The following is a 17,676-nucleotide window of genomic DNA, read 5'->3' on the forward strand; positions in this document are numbered from 1 at the left end:
CAATGTTAGTGCAGGACGGGTCTTGACGCCACGGCCGGTGTGGGCCGGCGAAGCTGGTCCGGGCTGCGTAGCCGGCCCAGGATTGCTTCTGGCGCGGGCGGTTTGTAGCCCAGCGATGAATGCGGTCGCACCGTATTGTAGTGCTGCCGCCAGCCGTCGATGACTTGGCGATGAATTCCGGGCCGTTGTCGGAACGAATGTGGCCGGGATGCCACGCAGGATGAACAGGTCGAACAGAACGTCGATCACGTCGACAGCCTCAGCTTCCGGCTCACCCTGATGGCGATGCACTCCCTTGTGAACTCGTCGATCACGTTGAGCATGCGGAACTTTCTGCCGTTGTGGGTTCGATCCTCGACGAAGTCGTAGGACCAGACATGGTTGGGATACTCCGGCCGCAGCTGGATGCAGGAACCGTCATTCAGCCAGAGACGTCCGCGTTTGGGTTGCTTCTGCGGAACCTTCGGCCCCTCACACAGCCAGATCCGTTCGACCTGTTTGACGTTCACCACCCAACCCGCGCGATGCAGCATCATAGTGATGCGGCGATACCCGTAGCGGCCATATTGGATAGCGAGCGCAAGGATGTCGGCGGTCAAGGCCGCTTCATCATCCGGTGTCGTCGGAACCTTGCGCTGCGTGGATCGATGCTGACCCAGAACCCGGCACGCCCGTCGTTCGCGGACGCCAAACTCGGCCACAACATGATCCACACAGGCACGGCGACGTGCGGGGCGTAGAAGTTTCCCCGCGCAGCTTCCGCCAGGATCATCTTGTCCAGCGTCATGGTCGGAGACGGCGCGCCGAAGCCGCGAGTTCTCCGTCTCAAGCACTTTCTCGCCCGCCGCCGTAACCCAGCCCCGCAACTTGGTGGGGACTACATGCCGACGTCGGCGATAGTCATGAACGCGCGAAGGAGGCGAGGATCTAGCATGCACCATCAAGAGCGGTATGAACTTTACGTATTTCAGTCGTGGCGTATTTATGTCGAAGGATTTTATGCAGCGTAGACTTCGTGAAAACTACAAAATTTAGTATTATGCTGCGAAGTCTATTTCTCTGCCGACGCCTTTCTCTCGGGCCCTTCTGACAAGAAGGTTGCCAATCGCCAGATCCTGGATGGCGAGACCCGTGGAGTTGAACAGGGTGATGTCGTCGGCGGAAGTCCGCCCCGAGGACTTGCCGGTGATGACGTCGCCGATCTCAGGCAAGGCCTGATCCAGGCTAATCGCGCCGTCGGCAATTGCAAGTAGCAGGTCTCCCGAGTCGTGCATGGCCATGGGAACGCTATCGAGGAAAACCCGCGCTTTTGCCATGCCAGCAGAGTCGATCTCCCGATGGTCGGGGCGCGGCGGCGCGCCGACCGCGTTGATGTGCTGGCCCGGCCTGAACCAGGCTCCCTCGACATAAGCGTCGCGCGATGGGGTCAGCGTACAAACGATGTCGGACTGGGCAAAAACATCCTGCGGCGAAGCAGCGCCTTCCAGCACAAGGTCTGGGAAACTCTGCTCGACCCGTTCGATGAAGCGGGCGATGGTGGCGGCGGTACGCGACCACACCACCACGCGTTCAATCGGCCGGATTTCACGGATAGCCCGCACATGCTCAATGGCAAGTTCGCCAGCGCCGACCAGCCCCAATACACGACTGTCAACGCGCGACAAATGCTTCGTGGCTACGGCGCTGGCTGAAGCTGTTCTAATACGGGTTGGAATCTGGCCATGGAAGATCGCGATCGGAGCGCCCGTCTCTTGTGAAACCAGCAGCGCCATCGAACGCTGCATGGGAAGGTTGCGCGTCGAGTTTTCGGGGATGTCGGCGAGCAACTTGACCACTGCGAGGCCCTGGCGATCGGCGAGCGCGGGCATCGCCAGGAAGGCCGCTGTGCCGGAAGGCAGCTTCATCGCTACCGCCGCCGGTTGTTCGGCTGCGCCGTTGGACATATCGGCATGTGCTGCTTCCACTGCCTCGATGACCTCGGCTTGGGTCACCAAGCCTTCAACTTCGGACCGAGTTAGCACGAGGGTCGTGCGCGGGCTCAGGTGGTGACCGGTAGTCTTGTTGATTTCCATCGGCGTCCTCACTCACTCTGCGGATGTTGCGAACTCTCATCGTTCGCCTTGTTCGAATGTCCTATATTTTGTTTACAATGTCAACTATAGTTGTTCACAATTCGCGGGGCTGATGTGAAGCCTTCTTGTCGTCTGCTCGACGGTTTGCCGCAACGTAGGATTGGAGATCGCAATTGCGACAGGCAGAAACTTATGAGCTTCGTTGCATAGCGCGGCGAAGAAGCTTTTCCGATGCAAACGCGCTGTTCGCAGGTGAAAGCACTGCCTAGCACCAAGCTGGGCAGCGTTTCGATCGGCCCTCCGAGTGCCGTGTCATTGATGATTTGTTGGTCGTCGTCGAAAGTTGCAGTGAGACGCGTTAGGCTTGAGCAGCCTTGAATTTGCGCCGGCGTGCATGAAGGATCGGTTCGGTGTAACCCGATGGTTGCAAACGACCCTCGAACGCCAAGTCGCAAGCCGCACCGAATGCCGTTCCGTCGAACCCAGGAGCCATGGGGCGGTAGGATGGATCGCCGGCATTCTGGTGGTCGACGACCTCGGCCATGCGGCGCATGATTTGCATGAGCTCGCCTTCATTCACGATGCCGTGGTGAAGCCAATTGGCGATGTGTTGCGCCGAGATGCGGCATGTCGCGCGATCCTCCATGAGGCCGACGTCGTTGATATCGGGTACTTTCGAGCAGCCGACGCCCTGATAGATCCAGCGCACGACATAGCCGAGGATTCCCTGCGCGTTGTTTTCGACTTCGCGGCGGATCTGTTCGGGCGTCCACTTGCGGTAGCTGGCTATTGGGATTTCGAGGATCGACTCGACATAGGCACGCCTGCCGCCTTTAGCGAGCGCGGCCTGGACCGCAAAGACGTCGACCTTGTGGTAGTGCAGGGCATGCAGCGTCGCCGCCGTCGGGCTTGGTACCCAAGCGCAATTGGCTCCGGCCTTGGGATGTTCGATCTTGGCGTCCATCATCGCAGCCATGCGGTCCGGTACCGCCCACATGCCCTTGCCGATCTGCGCTCGGCCGGAGAGACCGCATTCCAGGCCAATGTCGACGTTCTGGTCCTCGTAGGCGGTGATCCAGCTTTTGCGCTTGATGAAGTCCTTTCGACTAAACGGTCCAGCCTGCATCGAGGTATGAATCTCGTCGCCAGTACGGTCAAGGAAGCCGGTGTTGATGAAGACGATGCGGTGCTTCGCCGCTCGGATGCATTCCTTGAGATTGACGCTCGTGCGCCGCTCTTCGTCCATCACGCCCAGCTTGACGGTGTACCTTGGCAGGCCGAGCACCGCCTCAACATATGTGAAAACCTCGTCGGCGAAAGCGACCTCGTCGGGACCGTGCATCTTCGGCTTGACGACATAGACCGAACCCGCGACCGAGTTGCGCAGACCGTCGGACTTCTTGAGGTCATGCATCGCAATAAGCGTGGTCACCATCGCATCCATCAGGCCTTCGAAAACCTCGCTGCCATTGCGCTCGAGGATGGCCGGGTTGGTCATGAGATGCCCAACATTGCGCACCAGCATCAATGCGCGACCCTTGAGCGAAATCTCGCCGCCGTTGGCCGCGGTGAAGGCCAGGTCGGGGGTCAACTGCCGCGTCAACTCGGCGCCATCCTTGCGGAAGGTTTCTGCCAGGTTGCCCTGCATCAGCCCCAGCCAGTTACGATAGGCCACAACCTTGTCGTCGGCATCGACGCAGGCAACGGAATCCTCACAGTCCATGATCGCCGAGAGGGCGCTTTCCAATCGTATGTCGGCGAGCCCAGCCTGGTCGCGGCTGCCGATTGCATGGGTCCGGTCGAAGACCAATTGGACATGGAGCCCGTTGTTCCGCAGCAACACGGCGGCGGGTGCGCGTGGATGACCACGATAACCGACAAACTTTTCCGGATGGACCAAAGGCATGTCGTCGACCAGGAGCGCGCGCCCTTGAACGTGATAGCGCCGTGCATCGGCATGGCTCGCGCCCTGCAGCGGGAAGGCCTCGTCCAGGAATACCCGCGCCCGTGCCACCACACGGGCGCCGCGGCCTCGATCGTAGCCGTTGGCAGGAGGCGGTCCGCCTGCTGCGTCCGTTCCATACAGACCGTCGTAGAGGCTGCCCCAGCGGGCATTGGCGGCATTCAGAGCGAAGCGGGCATTGGTGATTGGCACTACGAGTTGCGGACCCGCGACCAAGGCGATCTCGGGGTCGACGTTCTCGGTCGCGATGGTGAAATTGCCGCCCTCGGGCAGTAGATATCCAATCTCGACGAGGAAGGCCTTATAGGCGTTCCGGTCATGCGGCTGGTTGCGCCGGGCGAGGTGCCAGGCATCGATCTGGGCCTGCAAGTCGTCGCGCCGGCGCAAGAGCGCGGCATTGCGTGGTCCAAACTCGTTCACCAGCGCAGAAAACCCATTCCAGAAAGTCGGGGTATCAATGCCTGTGCCGGGAAGCGCCTCCCGTTCCAGGAAGGATACAAGCTCGGATGCGACAACCAGGTCGCCACGTGCCAGGTACGAAGCCGAGGCTGAGGTTTCGACTGTTTCGTTCATGATGCTTCCCTATCAGTCGGCAATTGCCGTGCTTCGCAGCGGATGGGTCGGGATGTGTGGAACATTCCCTGTCTCATCGAGAGTCGTGGCGCCGCCCTTTTTTGGAAGGATGCGGTTTGGCGAATGAATAGGGCTTCAAACCTGCCAGACACTGCGGACGGGCGGACCGACAGCACTCACCAAAGAGTCACAAACCAATGTTAACAAATAAGAATGCCATTGTAAACAATAATGAGGCTCTGGGCGACCTCGTTGGCGCAGTTGGTTGGCGGCGAGCTAAATCCGCAGATTTGGGCCAGACCGCGGCGTGCTTTGCCTTTCGCGCGTTTGAGACCGCCAATCGTGCTGCGGCTGTCTGACGCCGTCACTGCCAGCCTACGGCTGTGGTAATCATGGAATGCGATATTGTACGCCTACGCTGCGCTGCCGACTTTTGGCAGTCTGGTTCGAAACAGATACCGGTAGTGTCCTGAAGCAGATGCCGGAGGTTGCTTATGCTCGGTGCCTTTGCGCAGGTACATGCCGGCGGCGGATGCCGGCTGACCAGGACAAGACCGCTACGAGAAAGTCTCCAGAACTGCCAGGAAGGTGTGTCGCTCGGCTTGGCCCTCGGTCAGTCGGACGCGCCCTTGAATATCAGCGAGATGATGATCCATGAGGCGTTGCGCCTTGGTCAGATCCCTTTCTTTCAATGCGGCAACGATCATCCGGTGATGGTCGGCACCGCAGTCATCCTTGCGCTCGTCCTCATACAAGGACATCACCAGGGAAAGGCGCGCCACGATCTTGGCGAGAACCTCGGTCAAAACCGGATTTCCGGCGGCGTGGGCCAACTCGATGTGGAATTTCCCGGATAAGACGGTCTTCGACTTTTCGTCGCTGTGGCTGTGAATGTGCTCTTCTTCGTCAGTCAACTTCTTGAGCGCGTCCAGCTGTTGCTCCGTTGCGCGCTCGACGACCAGCTCAAGGATGCCTTGCTCGATTTTTCTTCTCGCTTCAAACAGGCTTTTCGCCTGCTCGATACTGGGTTCGGCCACGAAGGTTCCGCGATTCCTGCGCCTGTCTAGAAGATGGTCGCTTTCCAGTACGCCGAGCGCGCCACGAACGACGGTTCGGCTGACGTGAAAATGGTCCGCTATGGCATCTTCGAGAACCTTGGTTCCAGGTTTGAGTGCGCCCTCGCCAATGGCCGCAGCCAGCGTGGCGCGGATGCGTTCGGAAACGTCTTCGTTGTTCTCAGCCGCCTCGACCGAACCATTAGCCTTCGGCGTTACCTTGGCGCCTTGACGGCGGGTCCTCTTCACCAGCTTTTCCAATCAGATCCGCTCCTTCCAGCCTCGGGGCAAGGCAACTTGGCCTCGAGACAACTCCTATACGAATGTTTTTGCGCAAATGTTGTAGAACCATCGCGCGGTGCCCGGAATGCGCCGGAAGCGGCTGCCGCCGGCGCAACTTCCAGGTCAGGCCGCCTTCTGCTTGGTCGCCGTGGAGGAGAGGACGATACCCTTTTCCGCACACAAATTCTCTATGTGCTGGGCGGATTGCCTGATGAACGCGATCGCCTCATTGTAGCCGTAGGACTGGATCTCGTAAGTCGGATAGCCATAGTGGCTGCTCTCAAACTCTTCCCAGCTCGGACATTCACCCGACGCCACCCGTTTCTCGTAAGCATCCACCATCTCAATGTAGGCATCCAGTTCCTCTGCGGTGAGATCGGGATGACCGGCCCGCCAGATCGGGTCTTCGAGCTGGATGCACTGGCGCGGATTGGCTTGGCGACGGTTGTCTTCGACCGATTGAGCGATTTCGAGCGACAGGTTCAGCTCGGAATTTACATCCGCGAGAATGGGAAGAATCGAAGCGAAATCGACAACCCCGCCACCGCAAGGCCTGGGCTGGAAATCGAATCCACCGGGAGCCCGTCCGACATAGGCATCCTTGATGTGCGTTTGCCTGATATAGGGAGCCACGCGCTTGGCGGCAAAGACCGGGTGTTCGCCGCGCTGCACCATATTTGCGGTGTCCAGCACCACCCCGACGCAGTCCGCACCGACCTTCTCAATCAACCTCACGATCTCGAAGGATGTGATCTCGTCGTGGGTTTCAATGTTCATATGGACGCCGTTTGCACGCGCGGCAGGTGCAAGCTTCTGCAGGACTCTTTCGATGGCCAGCAGTTGCTCTTCCCATGTCACGTCGGTTCGAAAGCGATCGACAGCCAGTCTGCCCGGGTAGGCTGGCTTGAAGTTGCCTGGAGAGACCCACATCTCACGACAGCCAATTGCAGCGCTGGCTTCCATCATCCGCGTGAGCCCCGCGATGATGTCGCCGTCTCCAGCGGCCCGCAGTTCCGGCGCCTCGGCGCTGCAATACGGGTTGATCTTGCCAAGGCCACTCTCGATGTAGAGCCCCAGGTCGTCGGCCTTTGCTCTGATGTCGCGCAACTCGCCGACATCGAGATTCGGACTCATGTCCAGGACCGTGGTGAAGAAGACGCCCTTCAAGCCAAGCTCCTTGACGTGGTCGAGACTCGCCAGCGGGCCTCGCTTCTTGGCTTCCGGCAACTTCTGTCCATCGATTCCCAGTTTCATTTTGGCCTCCTTGCTGTTTCCTGATCTTCAAACGCGATCTCTGATGGTGGTGAGCGCAGTGTAGTTTTTCGATGTGCCGCGGCACGCAAGGCGTGCGCTGCTGGCTTGTCGTCATCTTGTCGAGGAGCGGCCCTTCGGCGTCATTCGTTGTTCGAGATAGTGCTGGCCAATTGACGCCACGGTTGTGATGGCGAGGTACCAGATCGATGCGACAAACAGCAGCTCGATGACCAGAAAGTTGCGGGCGTAAATGTGCTGCGCCTGGGTGAGCAGATCCTGCATGCCGATCACCGAAACGATGGCGCTCGCCTTGAGCATGCCGATGGCCTGATTTCCGGTTGGCGGAATGATCAATCGGACCGCCTGCGGCAGAACGACGGTCCACAAGGTCTGGAGCGGGCGAAGTCCGAGTGAACGGGCCGCTTCCCGTTGACCACGATCCACGGCAAGGAGGCCGCTCCGGATGATCTCGGACATGTTTGCGGCTTCGTGAAGCCCCAACGCCAAGAAGCCAGCCAGCGAGGGGGTGATCAGATCGTTGATCGATATGGTGTAGCTTCCCAGTCCGACCTGCGGAATGAAAAGCGCAATGTTGAACCAGAAGAATATCTGGACAATAAGCGGGACACCGCGAAACCACCACACGAAACCAGCGGCGATCGCCTTGAGAACGAAGTTCTGACTGGTTGCCATGATCGCCAGGACAGCGCCGAGCACAATGCCGAACAGCATGGCGGCTGCGGTCAGCTCCAGCGTGAGAATGACTCCGGCGAGAATGGAAGGATGGACTAGGTAACGGGGGATCTCGCCCCATTGAATGCTTTGGCTTTGCGCCACGACCCAGGCGAACAGGACCAGCGCGAGGATCGCGCTGGCACCGATTGCAACCTGGCCCCATTGGGTATGTCTGGGCACTCGCGGCGCAAATGCCATACCGGTTGATTGAGCCGAGACCTGAGGCATTGATCACTCCACGGGCATACTTGCCGCGTCGTTGACCTTGATGGTCTTCACGGCCAGCGGGCTCAGGCTCCACCTCTTCATGATGGCTTCGTAGCCGCCGCTTTCCACCAACTGCTGCAACCCAGCAACTACAGCGTCGCGCAGTTGGGGATTGTCCTTGGCGGTAAGCATGCCGAGATAACCAACGGCTAGCCTTACATCCGGAAGTGCCTGGAGGCCCTTGCCGTTGCCGGTCTGATTTTCCGTGGTGTAGACGCTCGTCGCATAGCCATTGACGGTTGCGTCGGCCCTTCCAGTCCGAACGGCCTGAAGGACGTCGGGCATCTTCGGGATCGCCATGATGTCCATTGGGGTCGTGCACTTCGCCGAAGCAGCCTCGACCATCCTCGCCTGGAACGTCCCGACCGGAACAGCGACCTTCTTGCCGCACAGGTCACTCATCGATTTGATACCGAGCGGGTTGTCCTTGATCGTCATGATCGTGGTCGCGTCGTACATGTAGTCGATGACGTCGACCTGCTTTTCCAGTTCTGGATCGTCGTTGATGCCGGAAATCGAAATGTCGAAACGCTTGGACAGGATCGAGGGCACGATCGCGGCGCCCGCGCCGACGTCCGTCATCTGAACCTCTAGCCCGAAAATGACACCGAGCGCAGCGGCGAGATCGGCGTCGATCCCGACGAGCTTGCCATCGTCGGCATGGAAGCTAATCGGCGGGGTCAAGTCGGTCGCGACTTTCAGGACGCCTGCCTCCTTCAGCGCAGGGGGCAGCATATCGGCCAGTTTTTGCGTGAATGCTACGCCGGGCAATTTTGCAATGTCCGCGTCCGGCGTCATCTTCACCGCCTCGTTCGCGGCGGCATAGACGGGAGCAGCGCTAGACGCCGCAAGCAATACGGCCACCAGACTGGCCAATCCCGCCCTTCCAATTCTCCCAATGCTATTCATGTGAACCCCTTTTTCGTTTTTTCATATTGTCTATTCACGTGAATTTCCAAGAAGTGACTTTTCGACCCTGTGTCTATAGCTCTCCTGCGGTTCAACTAACGGAATTTACTGATTTTTCACAAATTCCTCTGGACGCTCCAGAAGTTACGAATAAACTTTCGCACAAAGTTGCGAATTTTCCTAGTGCAAAGTTCGGCAGGCAATGATGCCCAGGGCGGGGGGCGACGCGTGCTGCTCATCCGCGTTCCTCATCCGATTTTCTGCGTGTCTGATAGTCGCCGGCGGCTGGCGGCCTGCAAGCATGGGGCAGGCCGCCGAAACCAGACGCCGGGCGGAGCAGGAATGCTAGCATGGGCCCGTCGGCGACCAAGTCGCCCGGCCTCGGGTTTTGCCGGTGTGTAGCGAGAAACTTATCCGCCCGGCACTTCAGCGTTGTACGCCGCGATCGTTGCCATATTGACGATGTCGGAGTCCTTGGCATTCAGCGGGACGATCTGCACCGGCTTGTTGAGGCCGACGAGCAGCGGGCCGATGACGGTGGAGCCGCCGAGTTCCTGCAGCATCTTGGTCGAGATCGCCGCCGAGTGGAAGGCCGGCATGACCAGCACGTTGGCGGCACCGGAGAGGCGGCAGAAGGGGTATTGCTGCTGCATCAGGCGGTGGTTGAGCGCGACGTCGGCGGCCATTTCGCCGTCATATTCGAAATCGACGCGGCGCTTGTCGAGGATCTTGACCGCTTCCTGGACACGCTCGGAGCGCTCGCCGGCCGGATGGCCGAAGGTCGAGTAGGCGAGCATCGCCACGCGCGGCTCATAGCCCATGCGGCGAGCGAAATGCGCGGCCTCCTCGGCGATGTCGGCGATCTGCTCGGCATTGGGCATGTCGTGGACGGCGGTGTCGGCGACGATGACGGTGCGGCCGCGGGCGAGCACGATCGACACGCCGATGACGCGGTGGCCGGGCTTGGCGTCGATAACGCGGCGGACGTCTTCCAGCACCGTCGAGTAATTGCGGGTGACGCCCGTGACCACGCCGTCGGCGTCGCCAAGCGCCACCATGCACGCGGCGAAGTGGTTGCGGTCGTTGTTGATCAGGCGCTGGCAGTCGCGCAGCAGATAGCCCTTGCGCTGCATGCGCTCGTAGAGGAAATCGGCATAGATGGCGTTGCGGCGCGACAGCCGCGCATTGATGATCTCGAGGCCCGGCTTGTTGAGATCGATGCCGGCCTGCCGGGCGTTTTCCTTGATGATGTCGTCGCGGCCCAAAAGGATGGCTGTGCCGAGCTTCTGGTTCACATAGGACACAGCCGCACGCATCACCTGCTCCTCCTCGCCCTCGGCGAAGACGATGCGCTTGGGCTGGCGCCGCACGCGGTCGTAGATGCGCTGCAAGGTGGACGCGATCGGGTCGCGGCGGGCGGAGAGCTCGTTGGCATATTTGTCGAGATCGAGGATCGGCCGGCCGGCGACACCCGATTCCATGGCCGCCTTGGCGACCGCGATCGGGATCGCCGAGATCAGGCGCGGGTCGAACGGCACCGGGATGATATAGTTGGGGCCGAATTTCGGCCGGTTGCCCTGGTAGGCGGCGGCGACGTCGTCGGGCACGTCCTGGCGGGCGAGCTCCGCCAATGCGGTTGCGGCCGCCACCTTCATGGCGTCGTTGATGGTGGTGGCGCGGACATCGAGCGCGCCGCGGAAGATGTAGGGGAAGCCGAGCACGTTGTTGACCTGGTTCGGATAGTCCGAACGGCCGGTCGCCATGATGGCGTCGGTGCGGATCTCGGCGACTTCCTCGGGCGTGATCTCCGGATCGGGATTGGCCATGGCGAAGATGATCGGGTTCTTGGCCATGGACTGGATCATGGCCGGTGTCAGCGCGCCCTTGGCCGAGAGGCCGAAGACGATGTCGGCGCCGTCCATGGCGTCGGCCAGCGAACGCGCCTCGGTCTTGACCGCATGCGCCGACTTCCACTGGTTCATGCCTTCGGTGCGGCCCTGGTAGACCACGCCCTTGGTGTCGCACAAAATGACATTGTCAGGCGTGAAGCCCATCGACTTGATCAGCTCGATGCAGGCAATGCCGGCGGAACCGGCGCCATTGCAGACCAGCTTGGCCGTCTTCATGTCGCGGCCGGTGATTTCGAGCGCATTGATCAGGCCGGCGGCGGCGATGATGGCCGTGCCGTGCTGGTCGTCATGGAAGACGGGGATGTCCATCAGCTCGCGCAGGCGCTGCTCGATGATGAAGCATTCGGGCGCCTTGATGTCCTCGAGATTGATGCCGCCGAAGGACGGCCCGAGGAAACGCACGCAGTTGATGAATTCGTCGGCGTCCTCGGTGTCGACCTCGAGGTCGATGGAATCGACGTCGGCGAAGCGCTTGAACAGCACCGCCTTGCCCTCCATGACCGGCTTGGAGGCCAGCGCGCCGAGATTGCCGAGGCCGAGGATGGCGGTGCCGTTGGAGATGACGGCGACCATGTTGCCGCGGGTGGTGTAGTCATAGGCGCGGGACGGATCCTCGGCGATGGCCTTCACCGGCACGGCGACGCCGGGCGAATAGGCGAGGCTGAGGTCGCGCTGCGTCGCCATCGGCTTGGTCGGGTTGATCTCGAGCTTGCCCGGGCGGCCCATGGCATGGAAATCGAGCGCTTCTTCGGGGCTAACCGAGCGGGCAGCCGGGCTGCCTTTCAAGATATTGTCCACGATGACACCTCATCCTTGGCCGTGGTTGCGTTCACAACGATGTATGTTATTGTTTACAAATTAAGCATCATTTGTCTACAAGAAATGTGGATTGCCAATTTCGAACGCGGTCCGTCATGGTGAAAATTCTGGTAGTCAATCCGAACACGACAGCGACAATGACCCAAAAGATCGGGGCGGCAGCAAAGGCATCCGCTTCTCGAGGCACAAGCATGGGGCCGGCGAGCATCGAAGGCTATTACGACGAAGCCATCTCGGTGGTCGGGCTGCTCGATGTCATGTCAAGATCGACAGGATATAATGCAGCCATCCTGGCCTGCTTCGACGACACCGGTCTTGATGCGGCCAGATGTGTTTCGGAACGGCCGGTGCTCGGCATCGGAGAGGCTGCCTTCCACATCGCAAGCCTGATTGCCGGAAAGTTCAGCGTCGTTGCCACACTGCCGCGCTCGATCCCGGCGATAGAGCACAACCTGGTGCGCTACGGCCTCGCCTCACCTTGTGCGCGTGTTCGGGCGGCCGACGTGCCGGTCCTTGAGCTTGAATCCGAGGATTCCGAAACGCGCAGGCGCATATCTTATGAGATCGAACTGGCAAAGGTCCAGGATCGGGCGGAGGCCATCGTATTAGGCTGCGCAGGGATGGCCGATCTGGCTGCTGGTCTGTCGGTCGAGCACGATCCCCGTGGTCGACGGCGTCGCTGCCGCTGTGAAGTTGGCCGAGGCCATAGCCTCGCTTGGGTTGAAGACGTCCAAGCTCGGAGACTATGCGGTCCCCAGTCACAAAATTTACACCGGCATAATGTCAAATTTCGCCCCGAGGCGGCAACACTATCCAAATATGTAGTCTAGGTCAGGTTCGTCGATATCGTAGTCGTCGAGCCGCAGCGTGCTTTCGAGGTGCGTCAAGTGGTGGCCCATTAACTCCTTGGCGCCCGCGGCATCGCCTCGCTCGATAGCATCCACTATCCCCTGATGCTCTTCGACCGAACAGCTGGACGTCAGGCCGCCGCCATAAAGGCTGACAATGAGCGAGCTCTGGGACAGCACCGACTCCAGGATACCGTAAAGGACCTTGCTGCCGGAGAGGCGCGTCAAGGTAAGGTGAAATTCGCCAGCCATCCGGACGGCTTCGCGGCGCTGCCCCTTGTCCCTTGCTGTCGCTTCCTGGAGGAGGTGTGCACGCAGCGCCTTTACCGTTGCCGGATCTGCCTTGGCAATGACCCGCTCAACGACCAGCTCTTCCAGCTGCCTGCGCGCGCTGAAGATATCTCGTGCGTCAGCTTCCGTTGGCTTGGTGACAAATGCGCCACGGTTCGGGATGAGCTCGATTACTTTTTGATGTGAAAGTGCCAGCAAGGCGCGGCGTATGTGGCCCCTGCCCACGGAGAAAAAGCTCGCCAGGGCTTCTTCGCCGAGCTTGGTTCCCGGCCTGATGCGTTGTTCATAGATAGCTTTGAGAATCGCGTCGAAGACCCGCTGGCCGGCCGGCTGAAGGCTTTCGCCGCCTGATGCTGGCAACGTCTCTTTTTCCTGCTGCTGATTGCTCACGATTGTCGACTGCTTATCCAACGTAGTCTGCACCTTTGCACAACGGCACCGCTGTCTCCCTGAGCGAACCCCAACCCTTGTTTACGATACGTCGCAATCAGAATCCACCGCCAGCGGCGAGCAGGATCTTTGCGGCGGGCCGAAAAATTGTTAACACCATTTGCATTGACTTGCTAACAAAAGTCTGCGATAAAGTTCACAACACTGAGCGAGGCGCGCCACATGCGGCATGCGGATTTCCTCGGACATTGTTTTTCCAGCGGCCGTCAACCTCGGGAAGTGCGCGATATGCATGCGATACTCGGTTTAGAAGAACGATCCGCCGCCAAACTTCAGATGGGGGCGAATATGGCGAACCAGGGAATTCACCTTGAGGTCGAAAACCTAAGTCACTCGTATGGGGCGCTGCGTGTCCTGCATGACATCGACTTCGATGTACGTCCCGGCGAAATCGTAGCGCTTCTTGGGCCAAGTGGTTGCGGCAAGACGACAATTCTGCGGCTGATCGCCGGATTTGTACGTCAGACGGAAGGCCGCATCCTTATGGGCGGCAAGGCGATTGATAATGTTCCGTCCAATCGCCGTCAGATCGGGCTTGTGTTTCAGAACTATGCGCTTTTTCCCCACCTGACGGTTCGGGAGAATATTGGCTACGGCCTGGTCGCGCAGGGAAAGAAGCGCACGGATGTTCGGCGCAGGGTCGATGAGATGCTGGAACTGACCCAGCTTTCGACGCTGGCGGATCGCCTCCCGCGTGAGCTGTCCGGTGGGCAGCAGCAGCGTGTGGCCACCGGCCGTGCGCTGGCAACTCAACCCAGGCTGATGCTCCTCGATGAGCCGTTCGGTGCTCTCGACAAGAACCTCCGCCTGGACATGCAGATTGAATTCCAGCGTACGCAGCGTGAATTCGGCATTACGTCCATCATCGTCACCCATGACCAGGAAGAAGCGTTCAGCCTGGCGCATCGCGTGATCGTGCTGAATGGCGGGCGTATCGAGCAGATTGCGGCACCGGCAACGCTCTACGACCGGCCGGGGAGCTTGTTTGTAAATGGCTTTGTCGGCAGCACGAACCGGCTCGACGGCGAAGTCGTCAAAGTCGACGCAAACAGTTTGGCTGTCCGCCTGCTTGGTTCCGAGACGATAGAGGTAGCCGGGCGCACGCAAGCCAAGGAAGGGGCCAAGGTAACGCTCACCGCCCGTCCCGAACATGTCACCCTCAGTACCGTGAAGGTTCCGGGCTCGCTTCCCGGCATCGTGGACGCCGTTCTGCCGGTCGGCCCGGTGTTCATTTACGAAATTGCCTTGAAGGACGGAACGCCCATCAAGGTTAGCGAGGCTCGCGCCACGGGCAGCAGCCCTCTGGAGCGAGGAACTGAAGTGTCCGTCGTCATCCCTGCCGATCAATGTCAGGTGTTTGTCGACGGTAAAAGAGCGGTCGAAGCCTGAGTACCAACAACAACAATTCGCAACACTAGCGCCGATCGAGCCACAAGGGAGAGACCAATGGCTGGCATGGAAGTGAATCGTCGAGAACTCATTCGACTTGGCCTTCTGGCCGGAGCGGGGTCCATTGCCGGGTCGGCGCTCCTGCGGACCACAGACGCCTTTGCGGCAAGTGAAGTCATCGCTGCCATCTTCCCAGGCTCCTGGGAAGATGCCTTCCAGAAGGTCGTTTCGCCGGCGTTCAAGGAAGCCGCAGGCAGCGATCTCGTGCTCTCGCCTGCACTGGCCTCGGACCAGCTTGGGAAGATGATGGCGTCGCCAACTTCGCCGCCATACGATGCGCTATTGATGTCGCCAGGCCAATCGGCCATCGCCATCGAAAACAACCTGATCGAGAAAGTCGATCCCAGCCAGATACCCAATTGGGGCGAACTTTCCGACCCCTCTTTTCAGAACGAATGGGGTCCTGCAGTAACGATTCAGTTGGACGGCTTGGCCTACAACCCGCAGAAGGTCCGCGCGCCCAAGGGCTATGGCGACCTGTTCAGCCCCGACTTCTTCGGCAGGGTTGCCTTCACCGGATTCAAGAGCAACAGCGCGGTTATGGCCTGGATTCAGACCGCCAAGGCCTTTGGCGGATCCGAGCAGAACCTGGACCCGCTTTGGCCCAAGCTCAAGGACTATCTCCAGCACGTCGGCGCCATCGCAAACGACATGAACCATCAGCAATCACTGTTCCAGCAAGGCGAGATCGACGTGATGATTGCCAGCACTGGCAACGTCGCGCGCTTGAAGAGCCTTGGCGTGCCGATCGAGTTCGTCGTCCCGGAGGAGGGGGCGCCGGCGACCCCAGTCAACATCCACCTGACCAAAGGCGCCAAGGACCCCAAGGCCGTCTATGCCTACATGGACGCTGTGATTTCAGCCAAGGTCCAGGATGCGCTACAAGCCGCGCCGCTCAACAACTTCCCCACCAACAAGTCGGTCGCGCTGGCTCCTGATGTCGCCAAATACATGACGCGCGAGCAACTGGCTTCGTTCGTCTATCTCGACTGGAAAAACATCAACGCAAGGCGCGCCGAGTGGACCGCGAAGTTTGATGAGGTCGTTCGCCAATAGGCGACATCCAAGAACGATCTGACAGTGCAGTCGAAGCGGAGCATGAGGAAAAGGTCATGAAGATATTACCGATAGTGGTTCTCAATGGGCTTTTCTTCATAGCTCCGCTTTTCCTTCTCGTGGGCATGAGTTTCAGCGGAGATGGCGGCGCGACGCTCCAGCACTATATCCGGTTCTTTGCCGACCCAATCAATATCGAGGTTTTGCGCGACACCATCTATCTGGGCCTGAAGGTGATCGTGTTCACCACGGTCGTCGGCTACCCCGTGGCGTTGCTGTTCATGCTTCTTGGGCCGAAGGGACGACGGATCCTGTTATTCTGCACCGTCCTGCCAATGCTCACCAGCAACGTCGTCCGCACCCTTGCATGGATCGCGATCCTTGGTCGCGAGGGTGTGGTCAACAATGCGTTGCTCAACCTGGGCTTCACCTCCACACCCATCCAGTTCATGTACAACGAATTGGGGTTGATCATCGCTCTCAGCCAGATCGAGCTTCCGCTTCTTGTTCTGCCGCTGGTGTCGGTGCTCGCCAAGATCGACAGAAGTCTGTGGGAGGCGTCGACATCACTGGGGATGAATGCCTGGCGGACGTTTTTCCGGATCATCCTGCCGTTGAGCATCCCTGGTCTGATCGCTGGCTGGGTCCTGGTGTTTGCCAGCGCTTGCATGAACTTCGTCACCCAGGCCGTCATCGGCGGGGCACGGCTGATCTACCTGCCGCAATTCATCTATCAGGAAGTTAACACTCTCTACGACTGGCCTTTCGCTGCAGCCATCGCGATCGTCATGCTCACCTCGATTGGCATCGTGCTTGGCGCGCTTACGGCAGTCGGCCGCAACCGGAGGATCAACGTCTATGCTTAGTCTAGGCAAAAGTGATTGGGCAGGCCTTTCCTTCAATCTCGTGGTGATTGTCCTGGGCTGCTTTGGCGTCACCATCATGGTCGCCCCGGTTGTGGTCGGGTTCATGATGTCGCTCACCGCCGGCAACACAATTCAGTTTCCGCCTGAAGGTATCTCTCTGCGCTGGTACGAGAACCTGCTCGATCCGGCAGAATCTGGTCGCATCCATGCTGCGGCGCTGACCAGTCTGCAGATTGCGACCCTCGCCACGCTTCTGTCGATCCTAGTCGCCGTTCCGGCGGCACTCGGCATGGCAAGTAAGGAAGGCCGCAAATATGCGGTTCTCGAGCCGTTCTTCATGCTGCCGATGGTTTTGCCGACCCTGGTTTTCGGCATCGCAGCTCTGATGTTCTTCGTGAAGCTCGGAGTAAGTCCTTCGTTCTGGCTCGTGGTTGTAGGTCACACAGTCATCTTCACGCCCCTGGTTTTTCGCACGACAGTCGCCGTTGTCTCTCAGCTCAGCCCCACTTTGGGTGAGAGCTCGATGATCCTTGGGGCAAGCCGAACACATACACTCCGTCGCGTAACGCTACCTTTGATCATGCCGGGCATTCTGGGCGGCGCCTTGCTGGTGTTCATGAGTTCGCTGGACAACGTGTCGGTTTCTCTTTTCCTGGCTGATGCCCGCACCAGCGTACTGCCGATCCGGATGTGGCGCATGATTGAGGAATCTCTGGACGTGCGCGTGGCCGCCATCTCTGGTGTCGTCATTGCAGTCACCTTCCTGCTGGTCGTCATCGCATCCTCGTTCGGAAATCTTATTCCCAAGGAGAAGTAGCCGAGACCGCATCCGAGCCGTCGCGACCCGAACAATGGCTTGTGCCAAGGCCGACCGGGG

12 protein-coding genes and 2 pseudogenes are annotated in these 17,676 nt (G+C 59.7%); 5 read left to right on the top strand and 9 right to left on the bottom strand.

What is annotated here, in order from left to right; translation table 11 throughout:
- Positions 1-5 precede the first annotated feature (5 nt).
- From IG197_RS16685 to IG197_RS16720, 8 genes and pseudogenes are all read right to left on the bottom strand, one after another.
- Positions 6-836, bottom strand: a pseudogene (locus tag IG197_RS16685) (IS3 family transposase); the annotation flags it as partial.
- 201 nt (positions 837-1,037) lie between these two features.
- The gene (locus IG197_RS16690; protein ID WP_192313498.1) at positions 1,038-2,072 is read right to left on the bottom strand and encodes an ornithine cyclodeaminase family protein; all 1,035 of its coding nucleotides are present in this window, start codon (positions 2,070-2,072) and stop codon (positions 1,038-1,040) included.
- A gap of 358 nt (positions 2,073-2,430) precedes the next feature.
- Positions 2,431-4,608, bottom strand: a complete 2,178-nt coding sequence (locus IG197_RS16695) for a malate synthase G (RefSeq protein WP_192313499.1) — start codon at positions 4,606-4,608, stop codon at positions 2,431-2,433.
- A 557-nt stretch (positions 4,609-5,165) separates the two neighbouring features.
- Positions 5,166-5,912, bottom strand: coding sequence for a GntR family transcriptional regulator (locus IG197_RS16700; protein ID WP_192319815.1), 747 nt, complete (start codon positions 5,910-5,912; stop codon positions 5,166-5,168).
- A 156-nt stretch (positions 5,913-6,068) separates the two neighbouring features.
- Complete coding sequence (locus tag IG197_RS16705) at positions 6,069-7,199, bottom strand: sugar phosphate isomerase/epimerase family protein (RefSeq protein ID WP_192313500.1); 1,131 nt, start codon at positions 7,197-7,199, stop codon at positions 6,069-6,071.
- A 111-nt stretch (positions 7,200-7,310) separates the two neighbouring features.
- Positions 7,311-8,162 carry an amino acid ABC transporter permease gene (locus IG197_RS16710; RefSeq protein WP_192313501.1) on the bottom strand — a complete coding sequence of 284 codons (852 nt, stop codon included), beginning with the start codon at positions 8,160-8,162 and terminating at the stop codon, positions 7,311-7,313.
- 3 nt (positions 8,163-8,165) lie between these two features.
- Complete coding sequence (locus IG197_RS16715) at positions 8,166-9,110, bottom strand: ABC transporter substrate-binding protein (RefSeq protein WP_192313503.1); 945 nt, start codon at positions 9,108-9,110, stop codon at positions 8,166-8,168.
- Between the two features lie 410 nt (positions 9,111-9,520).
- Positions 9,521-11,809, bottom strand: coding sequence for an NADP-dependent malic enzyme (locus tag IG197_RS16720; RefSeq protein ID WP_192319817.1), 2,289 nt, complete (start codon positions 11,807-11,809; stop codon positions 9,521-9,523).
- Between the two features lie 128 nt (positions 11,810-11,937).
- Here IG197_RS16720 and IG197_RS16725 point away from each other — a divergent pair.
- Positions 11,938-12,664: pseudogene (locus IG197_RS16725) on the top strand (aspartate/glutamate racemase family protein).
- Here IG197_RS16725 and IG197_RS16730 read toward each other — a convergent pair.
- Positions 12,649-13,368, bottom strand: a complete 720-nt coding sequence (locus IG197_RS16730) for a GntR family transcriptional regulator (RefSeq protein ID WP_192313506.1) — start codon at positions 13,366-13,368, stop codon at positions 12,649-12,651. The pseudogene IG197_RS16725 and the gene IG197_RS16730 overlap by 16 nt on opposite strands.
- A gap of 222 nt (positions 13,369-13,590) precedes the next feature.
- Here IG197_RS16730 and IG197_RS16735 point away from each other — a divergent pair, with 222 nt between their 5' ends.
- From IG197_RS16735 to IG197_RS16750, 4 genes are read left to right on the top strand one after another with little or no spacing between them, the layout of a single operon-like run.
- The gene (locus IG197_RS16735; RefSeq protein WP_192313508.1) at positions 13,591-14,817 is read left to right on the top strand and encodes an ABC transporter ATP-binding protein; all 1,227 of its coding nucleotides are present in this window, start codon (positions 13,591-13,593) and stop codon (positions 14,815-14,817) included.
- 57 nt (positions 14,818-14,874) lie between these two features.
- Positions 14,875-15,933 carry an extracellular solute-binding protein gene (locus tag IG197_RS16740; protein ID WP_192313510.1) on the top strand — a complete coding sequence of 353 codons (1,059 nt, stop codon included), beginning with the start codon at positions 14,875-14,877 and terminating at the stop codon, positions 15,931-15,933.
- Positions 15,934-15,989: 56 nt separating this feature from the next.
- Complete coding sequence (locus IG197_RS16745; RefSeq protein ID WP_192313512.1) at positions 15,990-16,799, top strand: ABC transporter permease; 810 nt, start codon at positions 15,990-15,992, stop codon at positions 16,797-16,799.
- Positions 16,792-17,616, top strand: a complete 825-nt coding sequence (locus IG197_RS16750; protein WP_192313514.1) for an ABC transporter permease — start codon at positions 16,792-16,794, stop codon at positions 17,614-17,616. The genes IG197_RS16745 and IG197_RS16750 overlap by 8 nt, the downstream gene beginning before the upstream one ends.
- Positions 17,617-17,676 lie beyond the last annotated feature (60 nt).

The sequence above is a fragment of the Aminobacter sp. SR38 genome (genome assembly GCF_014843375.1).
GTDB classification, from domain to species: Bacteria; Pseudomonadota; Alphaproteobacteria; order Rhizobiales; family Rhizobiaceae; genus Aminobacter; species Aminobacter ciceronei.